This is a genomic window from Maribacter stanieri (assembly GCF_900112245.1).
Lineage (GTDB): Bacteria > Bacteroidota > Bacteroidia > Flavobacteriales > Flavobacteriaceae > Maribacter > Maribacter stanieri.
The window spans coordinates 1,512,886-1,535,088 of the sequence record NZ_FOYX01000001.1 but is presented as its reverse complement, the minus strand read 5'-3'; the positions used below and the strand labels follow the sequence as shown (position 1 = coordinate 1,535,088).

At 36.1% G+C, this 22,203-nt stretch carries 16 protein-coding genes and 1 tRNA gene; 3 read left to right on the top strand and 14 right to left on the bottom strand.

Going from position 1 to position 22,203, the window contains the following annotated elements:
- Positions 1 to 7: 7 nt before the first annotated feature.
- The 6 genes from BM296_RS06555 to BM296_RS06530 are packed head-to-tail and all read right to left on the bottom strand — an operon-like array spanning position 8 to position 8,755.
- Positions 8 to 1,342 (bottom strand): quinol:cytochrome C oxidoreductase, encoded by a 1,335-nt coding sequence (locus BM296_RS06555; RefSeq protein WP_091902294.1) that lies wholly within the window; start codon positions 1,340 to 1,342, stop codon positions 8 to 10.
- A gap of 15 nt (positions 1,343 to 1,357) precedes the next feature.
- Positions 1,358 to 1,918: a c-type cytochrome gene (locus tag BM296_RS06550; protein ID WP_027064972.1), complete on the bottom strand. Its 561-nt coding sequence runs from the start codon at positions 1,916 to 1,918 to the stop codon at positions 1,358 to 1,360.
- 2 nt (positions 1,919 to 1,920) lie between these two features.
- On the bottom strand, positions 1,921 to 2,451 hold the full coding sequence (locus BM296_RS06545) for a DUF3341 domain-containing protein (protein ID WP_027064973.1): 531 nt from the start codon (positions 2,449 to 2,451) through the stop codon (positions 1,921 to 1,923).
- A gap of 2 nt (positions 2,452 to 2,453) precedes the next feature.
- The gene (gene nrfD, locus BM296_RS06540) at positions 2,454 to 4,199 is read right to left on the bottom strand and encodes a helix-hairpin-helix domain-containing protein (RefSeq protein WP_091902292.1); all 1,746 of its coding nucleotides are present in this window, start codon (positions 4,197 to 4,199) and stop codon (positions 2,454 to 2,456) included.
- Positions 4,200 to 4,231: 32 nt separating this feature from the next.
- Positions 4,232 to 7,351, bottom strand: coding sequence for a TAT-variant-translocated molybdopterin oxidoreductase (locus BM296_RS06535; RefSeq protein WP_091902290.1), 3,120 nt, complete (start codon positions 7,349 to 7,351; stop codon positions 4,232 to 4,234).
- Positions 7,352 to 7,384: 33 nt separating this feature from the next.
- The gene (locus BM296_RS06530; protein ID WP_091902239.1) at positions 7,385 to 8,755 is read right to left on the bottom strand and encodes a c-type cytochrome; all 1,371 of its coding nucleotides are present in this window, start codon (positions 8,753 to 8,755) and stop codon (positions 7,385 to 7,387) included.
- A 231-nt stretch (positions 8,756 to 8,986) separates the two neighbouring features.
- Between BM296_RS06530 and BM296_RS06525 the strand changes: the two genes are divergently transcribed.
- A complete protein-coding gene (locus BM296_RS06525; protein ID WP_036145677.1) occupies positions 8,987 to 9,358 on the top strand; it encodes an SPOR domain-containing protein in 372 nt (123 codons plus the stop codon).
- 45 nt (positions 9,359 to 9,403) lie between these two features.
- Here the strand turns inward: BM296_RS06525 and infB are convergent, their stop codons facing one another.
- From infB to rimP, 3 genes are read right to left on the bottom strand one after another with little or no spacing between them, the layout of a single operon-like run.
- On the bottom strand, positions 9,404 to 12,241 hold the full coding sequence (gene infB, locus BM296_RS06520; protein WP_091902237.1) for a translation initiation factor IF-2: 2,838 nt from the start codon (positions 12,239 to 12,241) through the stop codon (positions 9,404 to 9,406).
- A gap of 42 nt (positions 12,242 to 12,283) precedes the next feature.
- A complete protein-coding gene (nusA, locus tag BM296_RS06515; protein ID WP_027064978.1) occupies positions 12,284 to 13,516 on the bottom strand; it encodes a transcription termination factor NusA in 1,233 nt (410 codons plus the stop codon).
- Between the two features lie 12 nt (positions 13,517 to 13,528).
- Positions 13,529 to 13,990 (bottom strand): ribosome assembly cofactor RimP, encoded by a 462-nt coding sequence (gene rimP, locus BM296_RS06510; RefSeq protein ID WP_027064979.1) that lies wholly within the window; start codon positions 13,988 to 13,990, stop codon positions 13,529 to 13,531.
- A gap of 220 nt (positions 13,991 to 14,210) precedes the next feature.
- Between rimP and BM296_RS06505 the strand changes: the two genes are divergently transcribed.
- The gene (locus BM296_RS06505) at positions 14,211 to 15,536 is read left to right on the top strand and encodes a cation:proton antiporter domain-containing protein (protein ID WP_091902235.1); all 1,326 of its coding nucleotides are present in this window, start codon (positions 14,211 to 14,213) and stop codon (positions 15,534 to 15,536) included.
- 35 nt (positions 15,537 to 15,571) lie between these two features.
- Here the strand turns inward: BM296_RS06505 and BM296_RS06500 are convergent, their stop codons facing one another.
- Both BM296_RS06500 and BM296_RS06495 read right to left on the bottom strand, forming a co-directional pair.
- A complete protein-coding gene (locus tag BM296_RS06500) occupies positions 15,572 to 15,904 on the bottom strand; it encodes a hypothetical protein (RefSeq protein ID WP_051638163.1) in 333 nt (110 codons plus the stop codon).
- Between the two features lie 253 nt (positions 15,905 to 16,157).
- Positions 16,158 to 16,228, bottom strand: a tRNA-Gln gene (locus BM296_RS06495).
- A gap of 167 nt (positions 16,229 to 16,395) precedes the next feature.
- Here BM296_RS06495 and BM296_RS06490 point away from each other — a divergent pair.
- On the top strand, positions 16,396 to 19,743 hold the full coding sequence (locus tag BM296_RS06490) for a glycosyltransferase family 117 protein (RefSeq protein WP_091902233.1): 3,348 nt from the start codon (positions 16,396 to 16,398) through the stop codon (positions 19,741 to 19,743).
- A gap of 53 nt (positions 19,744 to 19,796) precedes the next feature.
- Here BM296_RS06490 and BM296_RS06485 read toward each other — a convergent pair whose 3' ends face one another.
- From BM296_RS06485 to BM296_RS06475, 3 genes are all read right to left on the bottom strand, one after another.
- The gene (locus BM296_RS06485; RefSeq protein ID WP_027064982.1) at positions 19,797 to 20,093 is read right to left on the bottom strand and encodes a thioredoxin family protein; all 297 of its coding nucleotides are present in this window, start codon (positions 20,091 to 20,093) and stop codon (positions 19,797 to 19,799) included.
- Between the two features lie 92 nt (positions 20,094 to 20,185).
- A complete protein-coding gene (locus tag BM296_RS06480) occupies positions 20,186 to 21,415 on the bottom strand; it encodes a metallophosphoesterase (protein ID WP_091902231.1) in 1,230 nt (409 codons plus the stop codon).
- A 57-nt stretch (positions 21,416 to 21,472) separates the two neighbouring features.
- The gene (locus BM296_RS06475) at positions 21,473 to 22,195 is read right to left on the bottom strand and encodes a copper homeostasis protein CutC (protein ID WP_091902229.1); all 723 of its coding nucleotides are present in this window, start codon (positions 22,193 to 22,195) and stop codon (positions 21,473 to 21,475) included.
- Between the last annotated feature and the right edge of the window lie 8 nt (positions 22,196 to 22,203).

Sequence of the window (22,203 nt, the reverse complement as noted above, 5' to 3'; positions counted from 1 at the left end):
TTATCTATTAATAATGAAAGTGTCTACTTTCTTCAATAAACGGATTTCTTTTTGGTTGTAGAGGTGCCGTTGCAAGTGCTCTAAATACCCAAAATATAAATAAACCTGCGAAAAACAATACAGATCCAATTTCAGGAATACCAATATACCAGTTCTTACCTACTGTAGAAGGCATAATGGCGTTAAAAATATCCATATAGTGACCCGCTAAGATTACAATACCAGTTAAAATAACAAACCAGTTAACTCTTTTATAATCACTATTCATTAATAACAGCACAGGAAATAAGAAGTTCATAGCTACCATACCAAAGAAAGGCAATCTATAATCAGCAATTCTGGTGATGTAATATGTAACTTCTTCAGGAATATTAGAATACCATATAAGCATGAACTGAGAGAACCATAGGTATGTCCAGAAAATACTGATACCGAACATAAATTTAGCTAAATCATGAATATGACTATCGTTCACATCTTGTAAAAGTCCTTTAGACTTCAAGTAAATTGTAACCATTGCAATCACAGTAATACCAGATACGAACATACTAGCAAAAATATACCACCCGAACAAAGTACTAAACCAGTGCGGCTCAACACTCATAATCCAATCCCAAGACATGATAGACTCAGAGATTAAATAGAATACCAAGAAACCAGCAGATATTCTAAAGTTTAATTTGAAATTAGAATTATCATCAGACTCATCTTGAGCTAAAGATAATTTTCTAGAATACTCTCTATAACCAATCCAACCCGCTAAAAATATAGCTGCTCTTATCAAAAAGAAAGTAGGGTTTAAATAACCAGATTTACCTTGTAGTAAAGCATCGTGAGCTACTACCGTTTCATCCATCCAAATAAACAAATGATTCATGTGCAATACAGAAAGAAGTAAAATAACAAATACTATAATACCGCCAGGAACCAAGTAAGACGTTATACCTTCCATAACTCTGAATAACAAAGGTGACCAACCTGCCTGCGCAGCACGTTGTATAGCATAAAATGCTAAAACACCAAGTGATATCATCATAAAAAAGAAAGCCGCAACATACAAAGCTGCCCAAGGTCTATTTTTAAGTTGATCTAATAAATGTTGATCATGAGAAGAATCATGTTCCTCTCCGTGAGTATCGGCAACAGCATGATCATTCTCTTGTGTTGAATGTTCAGCTTCAGCTCCATGAGCATCACCATGACCAGAGTCATGACTTGCCACCATTTCTTTCGCCTCTGCTATGGTTCCAGGAGCCATAACAAATCCTCCAATGATTCCTAATGCACCTACTATCATTAGAACGATGGACGCTATTTTGAGTCTATTTGAAAACGTATACATAGTATTGTTTACCTATTATTTGGTTAAATCTTGTTTCAGTTTCATTACATATTCAGATACTTGCCACATCTCTTCTGTATTCATTTGAGATGCATAAGAACCCATTGAATTCAATCCATAATGAATTGTATAATATGTAGATCCTACTGTCAAGTTTCTTACTGGGTCAGCATAACTAGGAACACCTAATATCTTTTCCCTTTTAACAAGTGTACCTTGTCCGTCACCTTTGTCACCATGACAAATAGCACAATAAATTGTATATAATTGACCACCTTTTGCTAAGTTAGCCTCCACATTCATTGAATCCAAAGGACTAGACTGCAATCTTGATAATTCTTTACCTTCTGGAGAATTTTCAATTTCATATGGCAACCACCCTCTATTTATTGTATTTGCCGGAGGCAACATTGCTTCTGATTTATTTGGCAAAAAATCTGCCTCACCATAAGCTTCATAACCTACAGATTCATACATATTAGGCATGTACTGATAATTTCGCTCACGCTCATTCTGGCAAGAAGTTGCCACGATAGCCAAACCGAATACTATTGCTAATTTCTTAAAACTGTTCATATTTAATGACTGTTTTTTTCTGAGATGTTAATTTCAACTGCACCAGTATCCATTAATAAGTCTCTTAATTCTTGCTCGTTGTCATGGATTTCTATCTCCATCAAAAAATGATCATCCGTAGTTCTAACATCTGGATTCTCAGCTTCTTTAAAAGGCCATAATCTACTTCTTAAATAGAATGTTATAACCATTAAATGGGCAGCAAAGAAAACCGTTAATTCGAACATAATAGGCACAAATGCCGGCATGTTTTCCAAGTAGCTAAAACTTGGTTTACCACCAATATCTTGTGGCCAATCTTCTATCATGATGTAATTCATCATTAACACTGCAACAGTAAGACCAACACAACCATATAGAAACGCTGTAATTGCTAATCTTGTTGGAGCTAACCCCATAGCTTTATCCAACCCGTGTACAGGAAAAGGACAGTATACTTCGTCAATATGATGTTTCGCTGCTTTTACCTTTTTAACGGCAAGCATAAGAATATCATCATCATCGTAAAAAGCGTGTATAACTTTAGATGCCATATTTATCTTTTGTTATTTAATAAAATTGCTGCTTGTCCTGCCCAGTCATCACGTTGAGCTCTACCTGGGAAAGAACCTGTAATAGAATCTAACAAATTGTACTCGCTCTCGGTCATTCTAGCAACTTGAGCGAATGTATAAATTCCAATTTCGTTTAAAGTAGCCTCCATTTGTGGACCAATACCTTTTACTTTTTTCAAATTATCAGGTTGTTGAGTTGTAGCATCGAATGTTCCAACTGCACTTAACAAGTCTGATACACCAATCTTATCATCAACAGGTGCTTTTACCTCACCCATTATGACATCATCAGTAATTGGTTCTCTTACTTCACTTTTTAATGGAGTAATTGTATACAATGGCTTACCTGCATCCCTTAGTGTTTTATACTTTTCACCAGAAGCTTTTAAAATAGATTTAACTTCTGCCTGGGCAATAACAGGGAACGTTCTAGCATATAAAAGAAATAGAACGAAAAAGAAACCAATAGTACCAATGAATATACCGATATCAACAAATGTCGGCGAGAACATTGTCCAAGATGATGGAAGGTAATCTCTATGTAAAGAAGTTACGATAATTACGAATCTCTCGAACCACATACCTATGTTTACTATAATAGATATAAAGAAAGAGAACATAATACTTGTTCTAAGTTTCTTAAACCACATAAACTGTGGAGAGAATACGTTACAAGTCATCATTGACCAGTAAGCCCACCAGTAAGGTCCGGTTGCTCTATTCAAGAAAGCATACTGTTCGTATTCAACACCAGAATACCATGCCATGAATAACTCTGTAATATATGCACAACCTACAATAGATCCTGTAAGCATTATTACGATGTTCATCAACTCAATATGCTGAATAGTAATATAATTTTCTAAGTGACATACCTTTCTCATTATTATTAATAATGTGTTCACCATTGCGAAACCAGAAAAGATAGCCCCAGCAACGAAATAAGGTGGAAAGATAGTTGTATGCCAACCTGGTATTACCGAAGTAGCAAAGTCAAATGATACAATAGTATGTACAGATAATACCAAAGGCGTTGCTAAACCAGCAAGTACCAAAGATACTTCTTCAAATCGTTGCCAATCTTTAGCACGACCTGTCCAACCAAAACTTAACAAGCTATAGATTTTCTTTTGGAAAGGCAATACAGCCCTATCACGAATCATAGCGAAATCTGGCAGTAAACCTGTCCACCAGAATACTAATGAAACAGAAAGATATGTTGATATCGCAAATACATCCCAAAGAAGTGGAGAGTTAAAGTTCACCCACAATGATCCAAATTGGTTTGGAATTGGAAGTACCCAGTAAGCCAACCATGGCCTACCCATGTGAATAATTGGAAACAAACCTGCTTGTACAACCGAAAATATGGTCATTGCTTCTGCAGAACGGTTAATTGCCATTCTCCATTTTTGACGAAACAATAATAATACCGCTGAGATCAAAGTACCGGCATGTCCGATTCCTACCCACCAAACAAAGTTGGTAATATCCCAAGCCCAGTTAACTGTTTTATTAAGACCCCAAGTACCGATACCGGTAGAGACTGTGTAAATAATACAACCTACTCCCCAAAGAAATGCCACTAAGGCAATGGAAAAAACTATCCACCAATGCTTATTTGCTCTTCCTTCTACTGGGGCGGCAATATCCACAGTTACATCGTGGTAGCCTTTGTTCCCAATTACTAGGGGTTTACGTATAGGTGCTTCGTAATGCGACGCCATAGACTTTTGTTATAATTACTTTCTACTATTGTTTATGCTTCGTTGGTGTTTCTAACCTTAACATGGTAGAAAACATTTGGTTGAGTACCTACATGCTCCAATAAATGGTACATACGATCACTCGCTTTTAATTCTGCAACTTTACTCTTCTCATCATTAACATCACCAAATACTATGGCTCCATTACTACAAGCAGAAGAACAAGCTGTTTGAAACTCTCCATCTTCAATAACACGCCCATCTCTCTTGGCATCTAAAATAGTCTTCTGTGTTTTTTGAATACACATAGAACATTTCTCAATTACTCCACGAGAACGAACATTTACATCTGGGTTCAATACCATTTTACCCAAATCATTATTCATGTGGAAATCAAACTCATCATTGTTATTATACAAGAACCAGTTAAATCTACGTACTTTATAAGGACAGTTATTTGCACAATATCTTGTACCTACACATCTGTTATAAGCCATTTGATTCTGACCTTGTCTACCATGTGATGTTGCCGCTACAGGACAAACAGTTTCACAAGGCGCATGATTACAATGCTGACACATAACCGGCTGAAATGCCACTTGAGGATTAGCAGAAGGATCTTCCAATTCTCCGAAACCTCCTAATGAACCATTATCACCAGATAAACCATCAAAACCATCTTTCTTCTGATTATCTCCTTCAAAAGTTTCTTCTGAAGAATAATATCTATCGATACGCAACCAGTGCATATCCCTAGACTTTCTTACTTCAGCCTTACCTACAACAGGTACATTATTTTCAGCATGACAAGCGATAACACAAGAACCACAACCGGTACATGCATTTAAATCGATAGACATATTAAAATGATGCCCAATAGTACGATCAAAGCTGTCCCATAAATCAACCGAAGTTGCGGGAACCTCTTGATGATCTAAAGAAACCATAGGAACTTCATTCCACTCAGAATGATTTTTTGTATTGAATATCTCTAAAGTTGTTTCCTTTATGATATCACCTCTACCCATTAGGGTTTTATGCAATTGAATACAAGCAAACTCATGATTTCCTGCTACTTTCTCTACACTTACAGATTGGTTAGCATTGAAACCGTCATACAAAGCAAATGCATTAACACCTGTTTGCATATCCTCTTTCAAGCCTACTTTTTTACCATAACCAAAAGAAAGACCTACAGTACCTTTTGCTTGACCAGGCTGCACAACTACAGGAACTTTTTCTAAACTAACACCGTTAACGGTTAGCTTAACATAGTTACCATCCATACCGCCATTTGCGACATTTACATTCTCTACACCTAATTCAACAGCATCCGCCTTAGATATAGTAACATAATTATCCCAAGACACTCTTGTAATTGGATCAGGAAACTCTTGAAGCCAAGGGTTACTTGCCTGCTGCCCATCACCCATACCTACTTTTGAATATAAAGTAAGCTCCATTCCTTCGCTAGTAGTATTTGCTAGACTACGTATCGCCGAAGCCATAGAAGTATTCGCCACTACCTCAGTTGGTGTTTCCGATGCAACTACATTTTGAGCAGCACCTTCTTCATTCACTACCATTGTATCGGCACTGAAAACACCATCTTGCAATGCTTGATTCCAATTAGCTCCGTTAAGAACACTACTTGACCAAGTATCTTTTATATAATCATAATACGATTGCTCACTTCCTAATAGCTCTAAAACTACAGTTTGGAACTGCTTCGTATCAAATAATTCTTTAATTGTTGGTTGCATTAAACTGTAATGCCCCTTTTTTATCTGAACATCTCCCCAAGACTCTAAGTAATGGTTTGTTGCACCTACATACTGAACAGCTTCAGTAGTCTCATTCCAATTGGTTGAAAATGCAACTGTAAGGTCTACTTTAGCCAAACCTTCTTTGAAATCTGCTGCATTAGGCAAAGAATAAACAGGATTAACCCCGTCCATTAACAAAGCACCAACCCTACCAGCTTTCATATCGGCAATTAAAGCATTTACAGCCTTAACACTACCCTTTCTAATATACTTAGGAGCAGCAGTATCAAAAGCCTTACTTGATAACATCTCATTAATTGCCAAAACAACCGCCTGAGCATTTACATCATCCAACCCAGTAACAACAACCGCATTAGATCCAGCCTTCTTAATTTCCGCAGCAATAGAATCAACTAATACATCATATTCTGAAGTGTTACCACCGACAGATGTACCATTTAATTTACCGTATAATTTAGCCAAAACAACTTTCTGAGCACTTGGCTTCATAGCCACACGCTTATCTGCGTTAGCACCAGTTAATGACATATTCGCCTCTAACTGTACATGTCTTGACATTTTACCGTTCTTAGGCACACGACCTCTAGAATAACCAGCATCATATCCGCCACCTTGCCAATCAGCAATAAAATCCGCACCAAAAGAAACTATAAGATCAGCTTTTTCAAAATCGTAATCCGCTAAAGCACGCTCACCGTATTTATTTTCAAAAGCATTTAAAGCAGCATCCTCTGATATTGCATCATAAGTTACATGAACAACATTCTCATTAGCAGCAACTAAATCTGCCATTAATCGATCTGTTGATGGACTGGCATATGTTTGCGTAAGTATCGCTATTTTCTTAGCCGAACCTTTAAGTCCACCCATTTTAGCTTTAACCGTTGCTTTCAGCACATCCCATTCAACAGGCTCACCGTTCGCCATCGGCCCTTGCAATCTTGTACTATCGTACAAAGAAAGAACTGAACCTTGAATTCTAGCATTTGCAGAACCGCCTATTTTCGCCAAGGTATTATTCTCAACCTTGATAGGACGACCTTCACGAGTTTTGATCAATATACTTGCAAAGTCAAATCCATTAGCTACAGTAGTCGCATAATAATTAGCAACTCCCGGCACTATATTTTCAGGCAAAACAACATAAGGAATCGATTTTACAACCGGTCCTTCACATGCTGCTAAAGAAGCTGCCGCGGTACTAAACCCAACATACTTCAAGAAATCTCTACGATTTGTGTTTGTAGAAGACAAAGTTTCCTTGTCACCCAAGAAATCATCCACAGGAATCTGCTCTACAAATTCATTCTGCTTTAGCGCCTCAACAATGGAATCGTTAGGATTTAACTCCGCCTCGTTCTTCCAATATTTTTTGTTTGATGCCATACGTATTCTGTAATTAGCTTCTTTAAATTATTATTAATAGTGACACTTACCACATTCCAGACCACCCAACTGAGCAGCTGTTAAATTATCTACACCGTACTTCTTAGAAAGCTCTGCATGTATTTTCTCGTAATACTCGTTACCTTCAACCTTAACATTGGTCTCTCTATGGCAATCAATACACCACCCCATAGTCAAAGGAGAATATTGATACATAATTTCCATTTCCTCTACAGGACCGTGACAAGTTTGACAATCCACACCTGCAACAGAAACGTGCTGCGAGTGATTAAAGTAAGCAAAATCAGGAAGGTTATGAACTCTAATCCATTCTACTGGCTGACTCTCACCAGTATATTTTTGATTTTCCTCATCCCAACCAACTGCTTTATACAACTTCTTGATCTCACCTGTATAAAACTCATTAGTGTACCCATTTTCTAAATCTTCTTGCGAAGGACCTTCTGGATTACCCGTGTACTCGTAAATAGATTTATGACAGTTCATACAAACATTCAGAGATGGTATTCCAGATGTTTTAGAAACTCGTGCTGATGAGTGACAATATTTACATTCAATTTTATTATCACCAGCATGTATCTTATGAGAATAATGAATTGGCTGAATAGGAGCATAACCTTGATCTACACCAACCTGCATCATCCATCCATAAGCGAAATAAGCACTACCTAACAATAATAGTATTGCAGTAACAATAACTAAAAATTGATTTTGAGCAAAAGCTTTCCAAATTGGAGTTCTTTTCGCGGCACCTTCTTTCTCTATCGCTATTCCGTTTGCTTGAGCTATACGCTGCAATGTCTTATTAACCAATAGCAACATGACCACCAACAACCCAAATACCAATACTAAGGCACCTAAAATAATTTCATTTGAAACCCCGGATGAAGAACCACTTCCTCCGGCAGCCGACTGAACATCCCCAGCAGCAGTGGCAGGAGCTGCAGCGGGTGCAGCAGCAGTATATGCCAATATATCATCAATGTCAGTGTTAGACAATGTTGGAAATGCCGTCATTGCAGCTTGATTGTATTCAGCATACAACTTGTTTGCATAAGCATCACCTGACTTTATAACAGCTGGACTATTTTTAATCCAAGCATAAAGCCACTCTCTATCTAAACCTTCATCTTCACTTAATCTACTTTCCACATTTTCTAATGCAGGCCCCGTCATCTTACGATTTAACGCGTGACAAGCAGCACAGTTCTGATTGAACAAAGCTTTACCCTTCTTTGCATCTCCACCACCAGCGGCAGCCTCTACAGCTGTTGCATCTGCAGCAGCATCCTGCGCTATTAATGGACTTGCAGAAAATAAAATTGCTATTAGGGATAAACCTAAAATTTTAGAAAACTGATTTCGGTTTGGAACCTTTTTCATATATCGAATATTTCTATCGGAATCTTGGCATGATTTTGGTCATAGATGAAACCAATTACAATCCACCAAATGCCTAAATCGGAGACAAAAATACGACATAGACTTTATTTGAAAAATGTTAATGTATCTATAATTTACAATTTAGAAATATTCTAAATAAACAACCATTTATTTGTTTGATCCTGAATAAATTACTTTTGCAATGATTGAAAATAAAACTACAAATAGGTTATGAAAACACTAAGTACCTTGGTAATTTTTGCATGTATTACGCACTTTAGCTACGCGCAAGGCGCTAAAGTAAATATTCAGCAAGACCAAAAGATTGACCAATTGCTAGAGATATACAAATCTTCTTTAAGCAATAATGAATATTACAGAATACAGGTAGGTTTCGGAAATTACGCGAAAGCCCAAAGAATAAAAGCAAATGTCGAAGAAGATTTCCCTGAACTATCTTCAAAAATTGATTTTGACTCACCAACCTATCGTGTAAGAGTAGGAAGGTTCACTTCTAAATTAGATGCAGAACGAAAGTTCAATGAAGTTCGTGTCAAGTATCCAGACGCGATGTTATTAAAACCAAAAAAATCGACCAAATAGGTCGATTTTTTTTTGATATAATTTTAAAGGAAGCTTTTAATTTATTTATTTAGATTTCAACTTCTTCTTAACAGCAACCTCTTGGAATGCTTCGACAATATCACCTTCGTTGATATCATTATAGTTCTTAATCTGAAGTCCACAATCATAACCTTTTGCTACTTCTCTAACATCATCTTTAAATCGTTTTAAAGATGTTAAAGTACCAGTGTATATTACCACACCGTCACGTATTAATCTAATATTAGAGTTTCTAAAGATTTTACCACTAGTAACCATACAACCCGCAATGGTACCAATTTTAGAGATTTTAAATGTCTCTCTAATTTCAGCTGTACCAGAAATCTCTTCTTTCATTTCAGGAGACAACATACCTTCCATCGCATCTTTAAGATCATTGATAGCAGCATATATAATAGAATACATACGAATATCAATTTCTTCTTTTTCAGCAATAGCTTTAGCGTTACCCATTGGTCTAACATTAAAACCAATTATAACTGCATCCGATGCAGAAGCTAACAACACATCTGATTCCGTTATAGGACCAACTGCTTTGTGTATTATATTTACCTGAATCTCATCTGTAGATAATTTCTGGAAAGAATCTGTTAACGCCTCAACCGAACCATCAACATCACCCTTAAGAATAATATTAAGCTCTTTGAATTCCCCTAACGCTATTCTACGCCCAATTTCATCAAGTGTAATATGACGTTGAGTTCTTACTGACTGCTCGCGTTGTAATTGAGATCTTCTAGAAGCTATTTGTTTAGCTTCACGCTCATCTTCTAACACATAGAACTTATCACCAGCTTGAGAAGCACCATCAAGACCTAATATAGATATTGGTCTAGAAGGTCCTACTTCTTTAACACTGTTTCCTCTTTCATCTTGCATTGCCTTTATCTTACCACTAGTGGTACCGGCCAACACATAATCACCTATCTTAAGCGTACCTGACTGCACCAATACAGTAGAAACATAACCTTTTCCTTTATCTAGAAAAGCTTCTACAACTGTACCGGTCGCATGTTTATCCGGATTTGCTTTAAGCTCTAAAATTTCAGCTTCAAGCAATACTTTCTCTAATAATTCCTTAACACCTAAACCTGTCTTTGCTGAGATATCATGAGACTGAATTTTACCACCCCAATCTTCTACTAACAAATTCATTTGTGCTAAACCTTCTTTAATCTTATCAGGATTAGCTGTTGATTTATCAACCTTGTTAATAGCAAAAACGATTGGCACACCAGCTGCTTGCGCATGACTAATAGCCTCCTTCGTTTGTGGCATGATATCATCATCAGCCGCTACAACAATAATTGCAATATCGGTAACTTGAGCACCTCTAGCACGCATAGCGGTAAACGCCTCGTGACCAGGGGTATCTAAGAAAGCTATACGCTCTCCATTTTCTAAAGTAACACCATAAGCACCAATATGCTGAGTAATACCACCACTTTCACCGGCAATAACATTTTCTTTACGGATATAATCCAATAAAGATGTTTTACCGTGATCCACGTGACCCATTACTGTTACAATAGGAGCTCTTGGCTTTAAGTCTTCAGGAGCGTCAACTTCTTCAACTATACTTTCTTCTATATCTGCCGTTACGAAATCAACTTCATAACCAAATTCTTCAGCTACAATAGACAAAGTCTCAGCATCTAAACGCTGATTCATTGTTACCATTAAACCTAAGGACATACATGCAGAAATAATTTCTGTCGTAGAAACACCCATCATAGTAGCAACCTCAGTTGCAGTAACGAACTCAGTAACCTTAAGTACCTTGTTCTCTAATTCCTGTTGTTCTAAATCTTTCTCAGTCTGCTCTCTATGCTGATCTCTTTTACTTCTTCTGTACTTAGCCCCTTTACCCTTCTTGGATTTACCTTGAAGTTTTTCTAGGGTTTCACGCACTTGTTTTTGTACATCTTCTTCAGTAGGCTCCACTTTTGCTACAGGCGCAAATCTACCCCTACCTTTATTTCTATCTCCAGTGTTAGCCGTACCTCTACTTTGACCAGGACCAGAAGGATTCTTTGTAACAATTCTTCTACGTCTCTTTTTACGATCCGTACTTGCTCTATCTGCAGGTTTTTTCTCTTCTTTCTTTTTCTTAGGCTTCTCGAACTTACTAAGATCGATTTTCTCTCCAGCAATTTTTGGTCCAGTTAATTTCTGGTATTGCGTTTCAATAGTTTTTGGAGCTTCAGGTTCTGGAGCAGCTTCCACTACTGGTTCTTTTGGAGTTTCTTTAACCTCTGCCTTTTTAGTGGCTTCAACTTTCGGTGTTTCAGCTTTTGGCGCTTCTACTTTTGGCTCCTCTTTCTTTTCTTCAGGCTTTTTAACCGCAGGTGCAACGACCTTAGGTTTTTCTAATATAACCTTACGAGTTTCCAAAATTTCAACTTTAGGCGTAACCTTTTCCTCGACTTTAGGAGCAAGTTTCTCCTCAGCTTTTGGAGTCTCCTTAATAGGTTCTTCAACCTTCTTTTTAGGATTCAGGTCAATTTTACCTACCATTTTAGGACCAGCAAGTTCAACCTTACCAACTAAGGTATTCTCTTCAGTTTCGGCGTTTCTTCGCTCACGGGCCAAGCGACGATCTTCTTGTTCTTTTTCTAATTGAACTCGAATAGCCTCCTTCTCTTTTCGTTTTTCTTCACCAACTTCCTTTGATGCAACTTTTTTACTCTTGTCCGTCTGGAACTCGTCAAGCAAAACCTGATAAACATCATCGGAAATTTTAGTGGTAGGCCTCGCTTCCACATCATGTCCTTTTCCGTTAAGAAAGTCCACTGCCCTATCCAAGGAAATATTAAGTTCACGAAGAACTTTATTAAGCCTTATTTTCGCATTGTCTGCCATAAATACTGATTCCCGTTCTTTTATTTAAGTGCTAATATATAGCTAATCTTCTAATTCTTCTTTTAGGATACGCACAACTTCTAAAATAGTTTCCTCTTCTAAATCTGTACGCTTCACTAAATCGTTAACGTCTTGCTCTAAAACGCTACGAGCTGTATCGAATCCGATTTTCTTGAATTCTTCAATAATCCAAGCATCGATTTCATCAGAGAATTCTGTTAATTCAACATCTTCCTCTACTCCTTCACGGAACACATCTATCTCATAACCAGTTAATTGACCAGCTAATCTAATATTATGTCCGCCTCTACCAATTGCCTTAGAAACCTCTTCAGGTTTTAAGTAAACTTGTGCCGTCTTCTTCTCTTCGTTCAACTTAACCGAAGAAACTCTTGCCGGACTCAATGCTCTGGTCACTAACAATTGTGGGTTAGCTGTCCAGTTTATAACATCTATATTTTCATTTCCTAATTCACGAACAATACCATGAATTCTTGATCCTTTCATACCTACACAGGCACCAACTGGATCAATACGGTCATCATAAGAGTCTACAGCCACCTTCGCTTTTTCTCCCGGTATCCTAACCGCCTTCTTAACCGTAATTAAACCGTCAAAAACTTCAGGTATTTCTTGAAAAAATAATTGCTCCAAGAATTTAGGTGAACTTCTAGACATTATAATAGTAGGTTTTGCACCTTTCAATTCTACACTTTCAATTACACCTCTTACATTATCACCTTTACGGAAAAAATCAGAAGGAATTTGTCTGTCTTTAGGTAAGATTATCTCATTACCCTCATCATCTAGTAAAATAATTGCTTTATGACGAATATGATGAACTTCAGCTGTATAAATTTCACCCTCTAAATCTTTAAAGTGCTTATATATAGTTGTATTATCATGTTCATGAATTTTAGAAATAAGATTTTGGCGCAAAGCCAAAATTGCTCTTCTACCCAAATCAATTAATTTCACCTCTTCAGACACATCTTCACCAACTTCAAAATCTGGCTCAATTTTACGAGCTGCAGATAATGAAATTTCCTCATTTGGCTCTTCAACCTCACCATCGTTAACAACAATACGGTTTCTCCAAATTTCTAAATCACCTTTATCTGGGTTGATAATAATATCAAAGTTATCATCTGAACCAAACTTCTTTTTAAGCGCATTTCTAAAAACATCTTCCAAAATGGCCATCAATGTTACCCTGTCTATGAACTTATCGTCCTTAAACTCTGAGAAAGATTCAATTAACGCAATATTTTCCATTGGTAATTACAATTAAAATTTTAATACAACTTTTGCTTTAATAATATCTGAAAAATTTACTTCTTCTTTTTTCTGAACGGTTACTTTTCCTTTCCCTATTGGCTTAGGCTCTCTGGCTTTCCACTCTAAAACAATCGAATCATCGTTTACAGCAGTTAAATTACCTTCAAATTTATCATCATTTGTACGAACTTCAAGTTTTCGACCAATATTCTTTGAATATTGGCGCGGCATAACCAACGGAGCAGCTGCACCTGCAGAAGCTACTTCAAGAGAAAAATCATGTTCATCCCTATCTAAATTGTGCTCAATCGCCCTGCTAATTTTTATACAATCACTGACCGTAACCCCATGGTCACCGTCTATAACCACATGAATGCTATTATCAGCACCCATAGTGAAATCGATTAAAAATAGGGAGGGATCTTCTTGAAGACCTTGTTCCAATAATTCTTTTACTTTTTCCTTTAGCATAAATAATAAGTAATAAAAGAGGGGACTAATTGTCCCCTCATGAATACCTTTATATCCTTTCAGCTTTGCAAATATACAATAAATTTAATTTCCTACAATAGCCTAATTACAGCTAATTCAATCACTTTGAAAACAATCAAATAAAATATAAGCTCATTGAAAATTATCCTTCCTATAAATTATCTTATTTTTAGACAAACACCAACCAAAACATAGCCAAATGGAAATCTTATCCTCATATAACCTTATTATAGGTGCATCCTTAATTGTTGTATTATCCTTTTTTTTCAATGGTATATCAAAAAAGACAAACATACCGGCAGTACTAATGCTTATTGTTTTGGGTATTCTTATTAAAATAGGATTAGAATTTTTTATACCAGAAGTCCCAGATTTTAAGGGCTCCTTAGAAATTTTAGGAACTGTTGGCCTTATAATGATTGTTTTAGAGGCGGCTTTAGAACTAGAATTAAAAAAAGAAAAATTATGGCCTATACTCAAATCTATGGCCATTGCACTAATAGGCTTAATAGGTTCTGCATACATAGCCGCTTTAATACTTTATCAGTTTATACCCAATATGACTATGCAGTCTGCATGGCTTTACGCTACGCCTCTATCTATTTTATCCAGTGCAATAATTATCCCTAGTGTTGGCGGATTAAGCGAAGAAAAAAAAGAATTCCACATTTACGAAAGCACCTTCTCTGATATCATGGGCATAATGATGTTCTACTTTTTAACTGGAAAATTAAACCCCGCTGAAGATACGGGAGCTAGTGGTTTTGCCTTGAATTTAGTTTTAACCCTAGTAATTGCTTTAGTTGCTAGTTACGCAATCATTCTAATTTTTCAAAAAATCAAAAGTCAGGCGAAATTATTTTTACTTATAGCAGTGCTACTATTACTTTATGCTATTGGCAAAAAAATGCATTTATCCTCATTAATAATAATTCTTGTTTTTGGGCTACTGGTAAAAAATGTAAACCTGTTCTTTCCCGGAAAGACTAAAATATTTCTTGAAGCTGAACGAATGCAGCAAATTTATCATGAATTACATATAGTCACTCTAGAAACCGCTTTTGTAGTACGCACATTCTTCTTTGTTATTTTCGGTATCACCATAGTCTTATCATCCTTACTAAGCATAAACGTGGCAATAGTGAGTCTATTAATAATAGCATCCATTTATGCAATACGATTTTTGATACTGGTAGTATTCGTAGGAAAAGATATGTTACCTCAACTATTTATTGCACCCAGAGGCCTTATAACTGTTTTACTATTTTACGCAATACCGATGGAAGCGCAAATTGAAGGGTTTGAATCTGGAATTTTATTATTTGTAATTATAGCCACAAGTCTTGTAATGACATGGGCAATGATTAGCGATAAACGAAAAATGGGAACTATGTTAGACGAAATTGACGAGGAAATTTTAGAAAGAAATCTAGCAGAAGATGCATTACGAAAAACCGAAACAGAAGTTTCCATCGAACAAAATATAAACAAAGATTCACAAACGAATACTGAGGATACTATCTAAAGCTGTATTCGCAGAACTTGGAAGACATTTTACGCTTACTGAGGTCCGAAAGAAGCATGAACTTCAACTTGATCACTATATGCTTGTGGCTCAGAAGCATCTAAACTATCAACTTCTTTACGAAAACGAAGAATCATAAGTGTATCTAATTGTTGATCAATACTATCTTTTAACACCCTCCAATTAGATGAATTCATCTTCTTATTGTATTCCATGATTTTATTGAAACGATCTAAATTATACCTGTTAGCTTTCCAAGCATGAGCGGTACTTTCTTCATGTTTTAAATCTTGAACATAGAATCCTATGCCAAATCCTAGCAGAACAACAATCAATAATATCTTTAAAACTTTTGGAGAGAGTTTCATAAGGTTAAGTATTTAGGGTACTAAATTATATAATAACGACACCGAAATGGTTTCTTTTCCGACGAATTTGTAACGTTATCAGATTAAATGTACAAAAATACTGACAGACAGGTTGTCATTTTTTTGACAATAGCCCTACAAAACACCAACGGTTTAGCAAAAGTCACGTAATAGAGAAACAATTAAAATGATTTATATCATAAAAACAAAAATCCCGATATCAATGATATCAGGATTTTCTTTGTTCTCTTAGTTGGCCCACAAGGACTCGAACCTTGAATGACGGTACCAAAAACCGAAGTGTTACCATTACACCATGGGCCAATACCTTTTTAAGAGGCTGCAAATTTAAAACAAAGTTTGGTTTCACCAAATCTTTTTTAAAGTAAAAATAAAAATTTATGCTTTTAGCATGTTAAAGGTTTATAAAAATAGTTCATTCCTTTCTATATTAATTAGTAAATTCGCCACTTAGGTTTAACCCAAGCTTCATGTTTTCAAAGAACTACCACAAGTGGGACACTATATTAGGATGGTCCGTATTTTTTATAGCCCTTATTACATATTATATAACCGTTGAACCCACCAATAGTTTTTGGGATGCAGGGGAATATATAGCTACAGCAGCTAAGCTACAAGTTGGTCACCCACCAGGGGCGCCTTTATTACAAATGATAGGAGCATTCTTTGCAATGTTTGCTTTAGAACCTAGCCAGGTTGCTATGATGGTAAACCTTGTATCTGGTGTTTCAAGTGCATTCACCATTCTATTTATGTTCTGGACCATTACCAATATTACCAGAAAACTTATAGACAAAGATGGTCCGTTTACAAACAGCAAAGCCATTGCCGTTTTCGGTAGTGCTTTGGTTGGGTCGCTTGCATTTACTTATTCAGATAGCTTTTGGTTCAATGCCGTAGAAACAGAAGTGTATGCTATGGCAAGTTTCATTATGGCTTTATTACTATGGTTAGGCTTAAAATGGACAGATAATTTAGACGACCCGCGTGGAAACAGGTGGATTGTACTAATCTCTTTTGTTGTAGGGCTTACTTTCGGTATCCAGTTTATGGGCTTTTTAGCCATACCTTCTATTGGACTTTTGTATTACTTCAAAACATACAAAAAGACTACCGTAAAAAACTTTTTATTAGCGAACATTGTTGTTATCGCCATATTGATGCTGGTATACAAATTCTCCCTTACTTATGTACTTCAGCTTTTTGGATGGGGAGAAGTATTTTTCATCAACAGTATAGGATTGCCATTTAATTCTGGATCAATAATTATTGGAATTTTATTTATCGCTGCTTTCTACTTCGGATTAAACTATACGCGTAAAAATGATTACAGAACAGCCAACACCATTGTTCTTTGTATGATGTTTTTATTTTTAGGCTTTTCTTCATGGTTAATGCTACCAATTAGAGCAAACGCTAAAGTGGTTATTAATGAAAACAATCCAGAAGATGCCAGAGCACTTTTAGCATATTATAATAGAGAGCAATACCCTGGAGTAGATAGCCCTGTATATGGAACATATTATTCTGATATGTTTGCCCCAGCAGGTGAAGATCAAGATGGAAAACCTAAATATGAAAAAGATTACACCCTTGGCAAATATATTATTGTAAATAAGTTCAAAGACGCCGTTCAAGGTCCTAATCCAAAACATCAAGGCTTACTGCCAAGAATGTGGAGTTCGCAAAATGCAGAAAACTACATGCGCTATTTTGGAGCATTAGACTTTAAGATTACACAACCAAATCAAGAATTAAGACAAGCTGCAGAGCAGGTTAAAATAGGTTTCGCCAATGGTGAAATTGGAGCAGATCAATACATTAGCTTTTTAAAGCGTTTTGATGAGTATATAGAAGTACAGCCACCTACTCTTTGGGACAACGTTAGATATATGGTAGAATTTCAATTCAACTATATGTACCTACGCTACTTTATGTGGAATTTCGTTGGGAAGCAAAATGATGTTCAAGGTCGATATAATGATAATGGGAATTGGTTAAGTGGTATAAATGCAATAGATAGCTGGCGTTTAGGAAGCCAAGACAACCTGCCAAGCGACATTAAAAATAATCCAGGAAGAAATACCTATTTCTTCTTACCTCTTATTTTAGGTATCATCGGTATCGTTTTTCAACTTTCAAAAGACAAAAAACAGTTTTGGGTATTATTGATTTTCTTTCTTTTTACAGGTCTAGCAATTCAATTTTATACCAATCCGGGAATTTTTCAACCTCGCGAACGTGATTACTCACTAGTAGGTTCATTCTACGTTTTTGCCTTGTGGATAGGATTAGGAGTTTACGGATTATATGATAGTTTCAAAGATTGGATTACACCTAAAATATTAGCTCCCGTTGTAGTAGTGGTATCACTTCTTGCAGTACCAACCGTTATGGCTGTACAGAACTGGGACGACCATGATAGATCTAATAGATACACGGCCAATTCATCTGCAAAAGCCTACCTAGATTCTTGCCAAGAAGATGCCGGCGCCATATTATTTACAATAGGTGATAATGACACTTTCCCTATATGGTATGCTCAAGAAATTGAGAATTACAGAACAGATGTACGTATTGTTTGTACCAGTCTTTTTGAAACAGATTGGTATGTAGATCAAATGAAAGTAGCTGCATATGAGAGCGCACCAATACCTTCTCAAATTACACATGAGAAATATAGATGGGGATCACGAGACGTTCTTTACCACCAAGGTATTACTGAGAACAGATGGCCTATTAAAGATTTTATAAATTGGATCGATAGCGATAAGCCTAGAACAAAGCTTAAGTATTTATTTGAGCAAAACGGAGCAGATTTAAGTCAGTATGCCGAAGAAACTCAGAATATGGTCTACTACCCTACCAATAAAATTAGAGTTCCCGTAAACAAGCAGAATGTTCTAAATAGCGGATTGGTAAAAGAGAAAGATGCAGATTTAATTGTTGAATATATAGACATAGACCTACCAAGCGCAATTACCAAGAAAAGCATGATGATGCTTGATATTCTAGCCAACAATGATTGGAAACGTCCTTTATATTTCTCTGGAGGTAGTTTTGACGATGCAGAATATCTGTGGATGAAAGACTACTTACAATTAGATGGTCTAGCTTATAAATTAGTACCTATTCGCACAGAAAGACCTAACTCTTTTGAACTAGGCCGCATAGACACAGATTTAATGTATGACATTGTATCTGGATGGGATTGGGGTAATGCAGGCGGTGACATCTATCATGATGTACAAACCCGTATACAGAGCGTATCGTTCAGAGGTAATTTAGCTCGCTTGACCGAAGCATTGATCAAAGAAAATAAAATGGACAAGGCAAAGGACATAATTGAAATATCTCTTACCAATATGCCTGTTGACAAATTTGGCTATTACACCTTAGTAGAACCTTTTGTTGACGGATACTATAAAGTTGGGGAAAGTCAAAAAGCACGTGCTTTATTTGAGAAACTAAAAAAGAAGTACCAAGAAAGATTAGAGTATTATGCGTCTACTAATTTAGACGAGCAGTACAGCAATATTGACGATATAATTGCCGATATGGAAGCCTATAGGCGTAATATAGATATCATTATCACAAATGATACAGAAGATATTGCAGAGAAAGAAACATTGATTTTTAACGAGTACATCGATAAATTCCAACATTTTTATAAAGATGAAGATGATATGGATATGCGAGAAGAAATGTTACAGTCTGATCCTGATATGACAGATTCCCTACCAATATCAGATACTATTCAACCAGACAATACTAGAACAGATATCCTAGAAGATACTGTTGGTATTACTGCACAATAAAAAACTTTGGGCTTTCGCCCAAAGTTTTATTCTTTTAAAAAAATTATAAATTTTTAAACGTATTCTTTAAGAATACCAATTAGGGTATTAGCATCTTGCTCTCCGCTTTGACGCCATACCATTTCGCCGTTTTTGTAGATCATTAAGGTTGGTAATCCTTTAACGCGTAAAGCTTGCGAAAGCTCTTTATTCTTGTCCACATCAATCTTAATTACCTTACCTCTATCACCTAAAGCAGCAGCAACATCCCTTAATACAGAATGCATTGCAGTCGACTGTTCGTTCCACTCTGCGAAAAAATCCAGAAGAACGGGTACCTTTAAATCTATAAGCTCACCAAATTTGGACATATAAAATGCTTTTCTATGTTACCCAAATGTAATAAAAATTGTTAAAATACTACACTTGGCTATATAATTGTAACCCTACAATAGGGTTAAAATCATGTTAATGCTTTTTTCTTTAGGGTAATTACAGTGATTTCAGGCCAAATTCCTACTCTTCCTGGGTAGCCTAAAAACCCAAAACCTCTATTTACATTAATAAATTGCCCCATCTCTTTGTATATACCTGCCCAATATTGATACCTCCATTTTACCGGACTCCATTTTATCCAGCCAGGTATCTCAATACCAAATTGCATACCGTGGGTATGACCGCTTAGGGTTAAGTGATAATGGTAAGCATCTTTAATAACTTCCATTTCCCAGTGCGATGGATCATGACTCATTAAAATTTTAAAATCATCGGGCTTAATCTCTGAAGCAGCTTTCTTAAGATCTCCTGCTTTTTTGAATCCACCTTTACCCCAATTCTCTACTCCTACTAAAGCAATTTTATCTTCTCCTTTCTGCAGGTATCTATGCTCATTAAGAAGAAGGTCAAAACCCATCTTTTTTTGCAATGCTTTTAAGTCTTCTAAATTTTGATGTTTCAACTCTTCGGTTTCCCAAGGAATATAATCTCCGTAATCATGATTTCCCAATACCGAAAATTTACCATCTTTAGCCTCTAATGTACTAAACAAATCTGCCCATGGCAGCATTTCTGAAGTCATATTATTAACCATATCACCCGTAAACAAAAGCACATCACTTTTTTGCTTATTGATCAAATCTACTCCGTATTCAATCATTTTTCTATCATCGAAGCTTCCACTATGAATGTCTGATATCTGAGTAATCTGATAACCATCAAAACTATCGGGCAAATCATCGAACTCTAGGTTATACCTTAAAACCTTAAAGTTATATTTCCCTTTATACATTCCATACAAAAGTGCACCAAAGGGTATTGCGGCAACACCTAAAGCTAATAAGCTTAAAAAACGCCTACGTGCAGGTAATCCAAATTGCTTTTCTTCCCCATATATTTTTTGGTACAATCCAGAGACAAGACGGTACATATCTTCTGAGAACAAGAATAAGATTGTTATAACATTAAAAGTTAACATCGTCAATAAAAACCCAAACGCATAACTTTTAGGAATACTTAAAACACGACCTGTTTCCTCGCCTACCGTAAATTGATATATGAAATTAATCATGACAGCCAATGAGACCGCAATATAAATCCATGACCACCAAGGTTGTTTTGTAATTGTTTTTAATGCTTGAAGCACGTAAAAGCTTAAAGCGATATATGCTATGGTAAATATAAGCCAACGTATCATGAATAGAATTTTTACAAAGATATCTGTATAACAGTGGTATGTGCACTCATTTGCATTTTATTTAACCTTAACCACCACAGCTTTAATATTTTCTAATTGGGTAATAGCACTATGATCATCACTTAAAAAACCTGCTGAATTCATAGAAATCATAGGTTTCTTTGAAATTGTCTTTATCATCTTGGTTCCCGAAAGATGCACCGCATTAAAACCATAGTTTTTAAACATGTCAACATTACTAGCATTTACACCAGAACCTGGCATTATCTGAACTGTTTTATTCTGTTTATTTAAATTTGACAGAAAATCAATACCTTCAGCTGCAGATTTTTGTTGCCCAGATGATAAAATATAATCTACTTGCATTGTTTCCAATTGCTGTAATGCTTCCAACGGATTTACTATCCAATCAAATGCCCTGTGAAAAGTGAATTTTAAATTACCCGCAGCAACTTTCAACTTATTGGTACTATCAACGTCTAATGTGAAATCATCTGAAAGCACACCAGATACAATACCTTCAAATCCCAAATCTACGCAAAGTGCAATATCCTTAAGCATAATATTAAGCTCATCTTCAGTATAAGTAAAATCTCCACTTCTTGGTCTAATTAATACATGTACAGGAATAGACAACCGTTCTTTAATTGCTTTTAATAATCCGTAAGAAGGAGTTAAACCACCTACCGCAAGTTCTGAACACAACTCAATACGGTCTGCCCCAGCACGTTCGGCAACCAAGGCAGATTCTAAGGAATTAGCACAAACTTCTACTATCATATTACTAT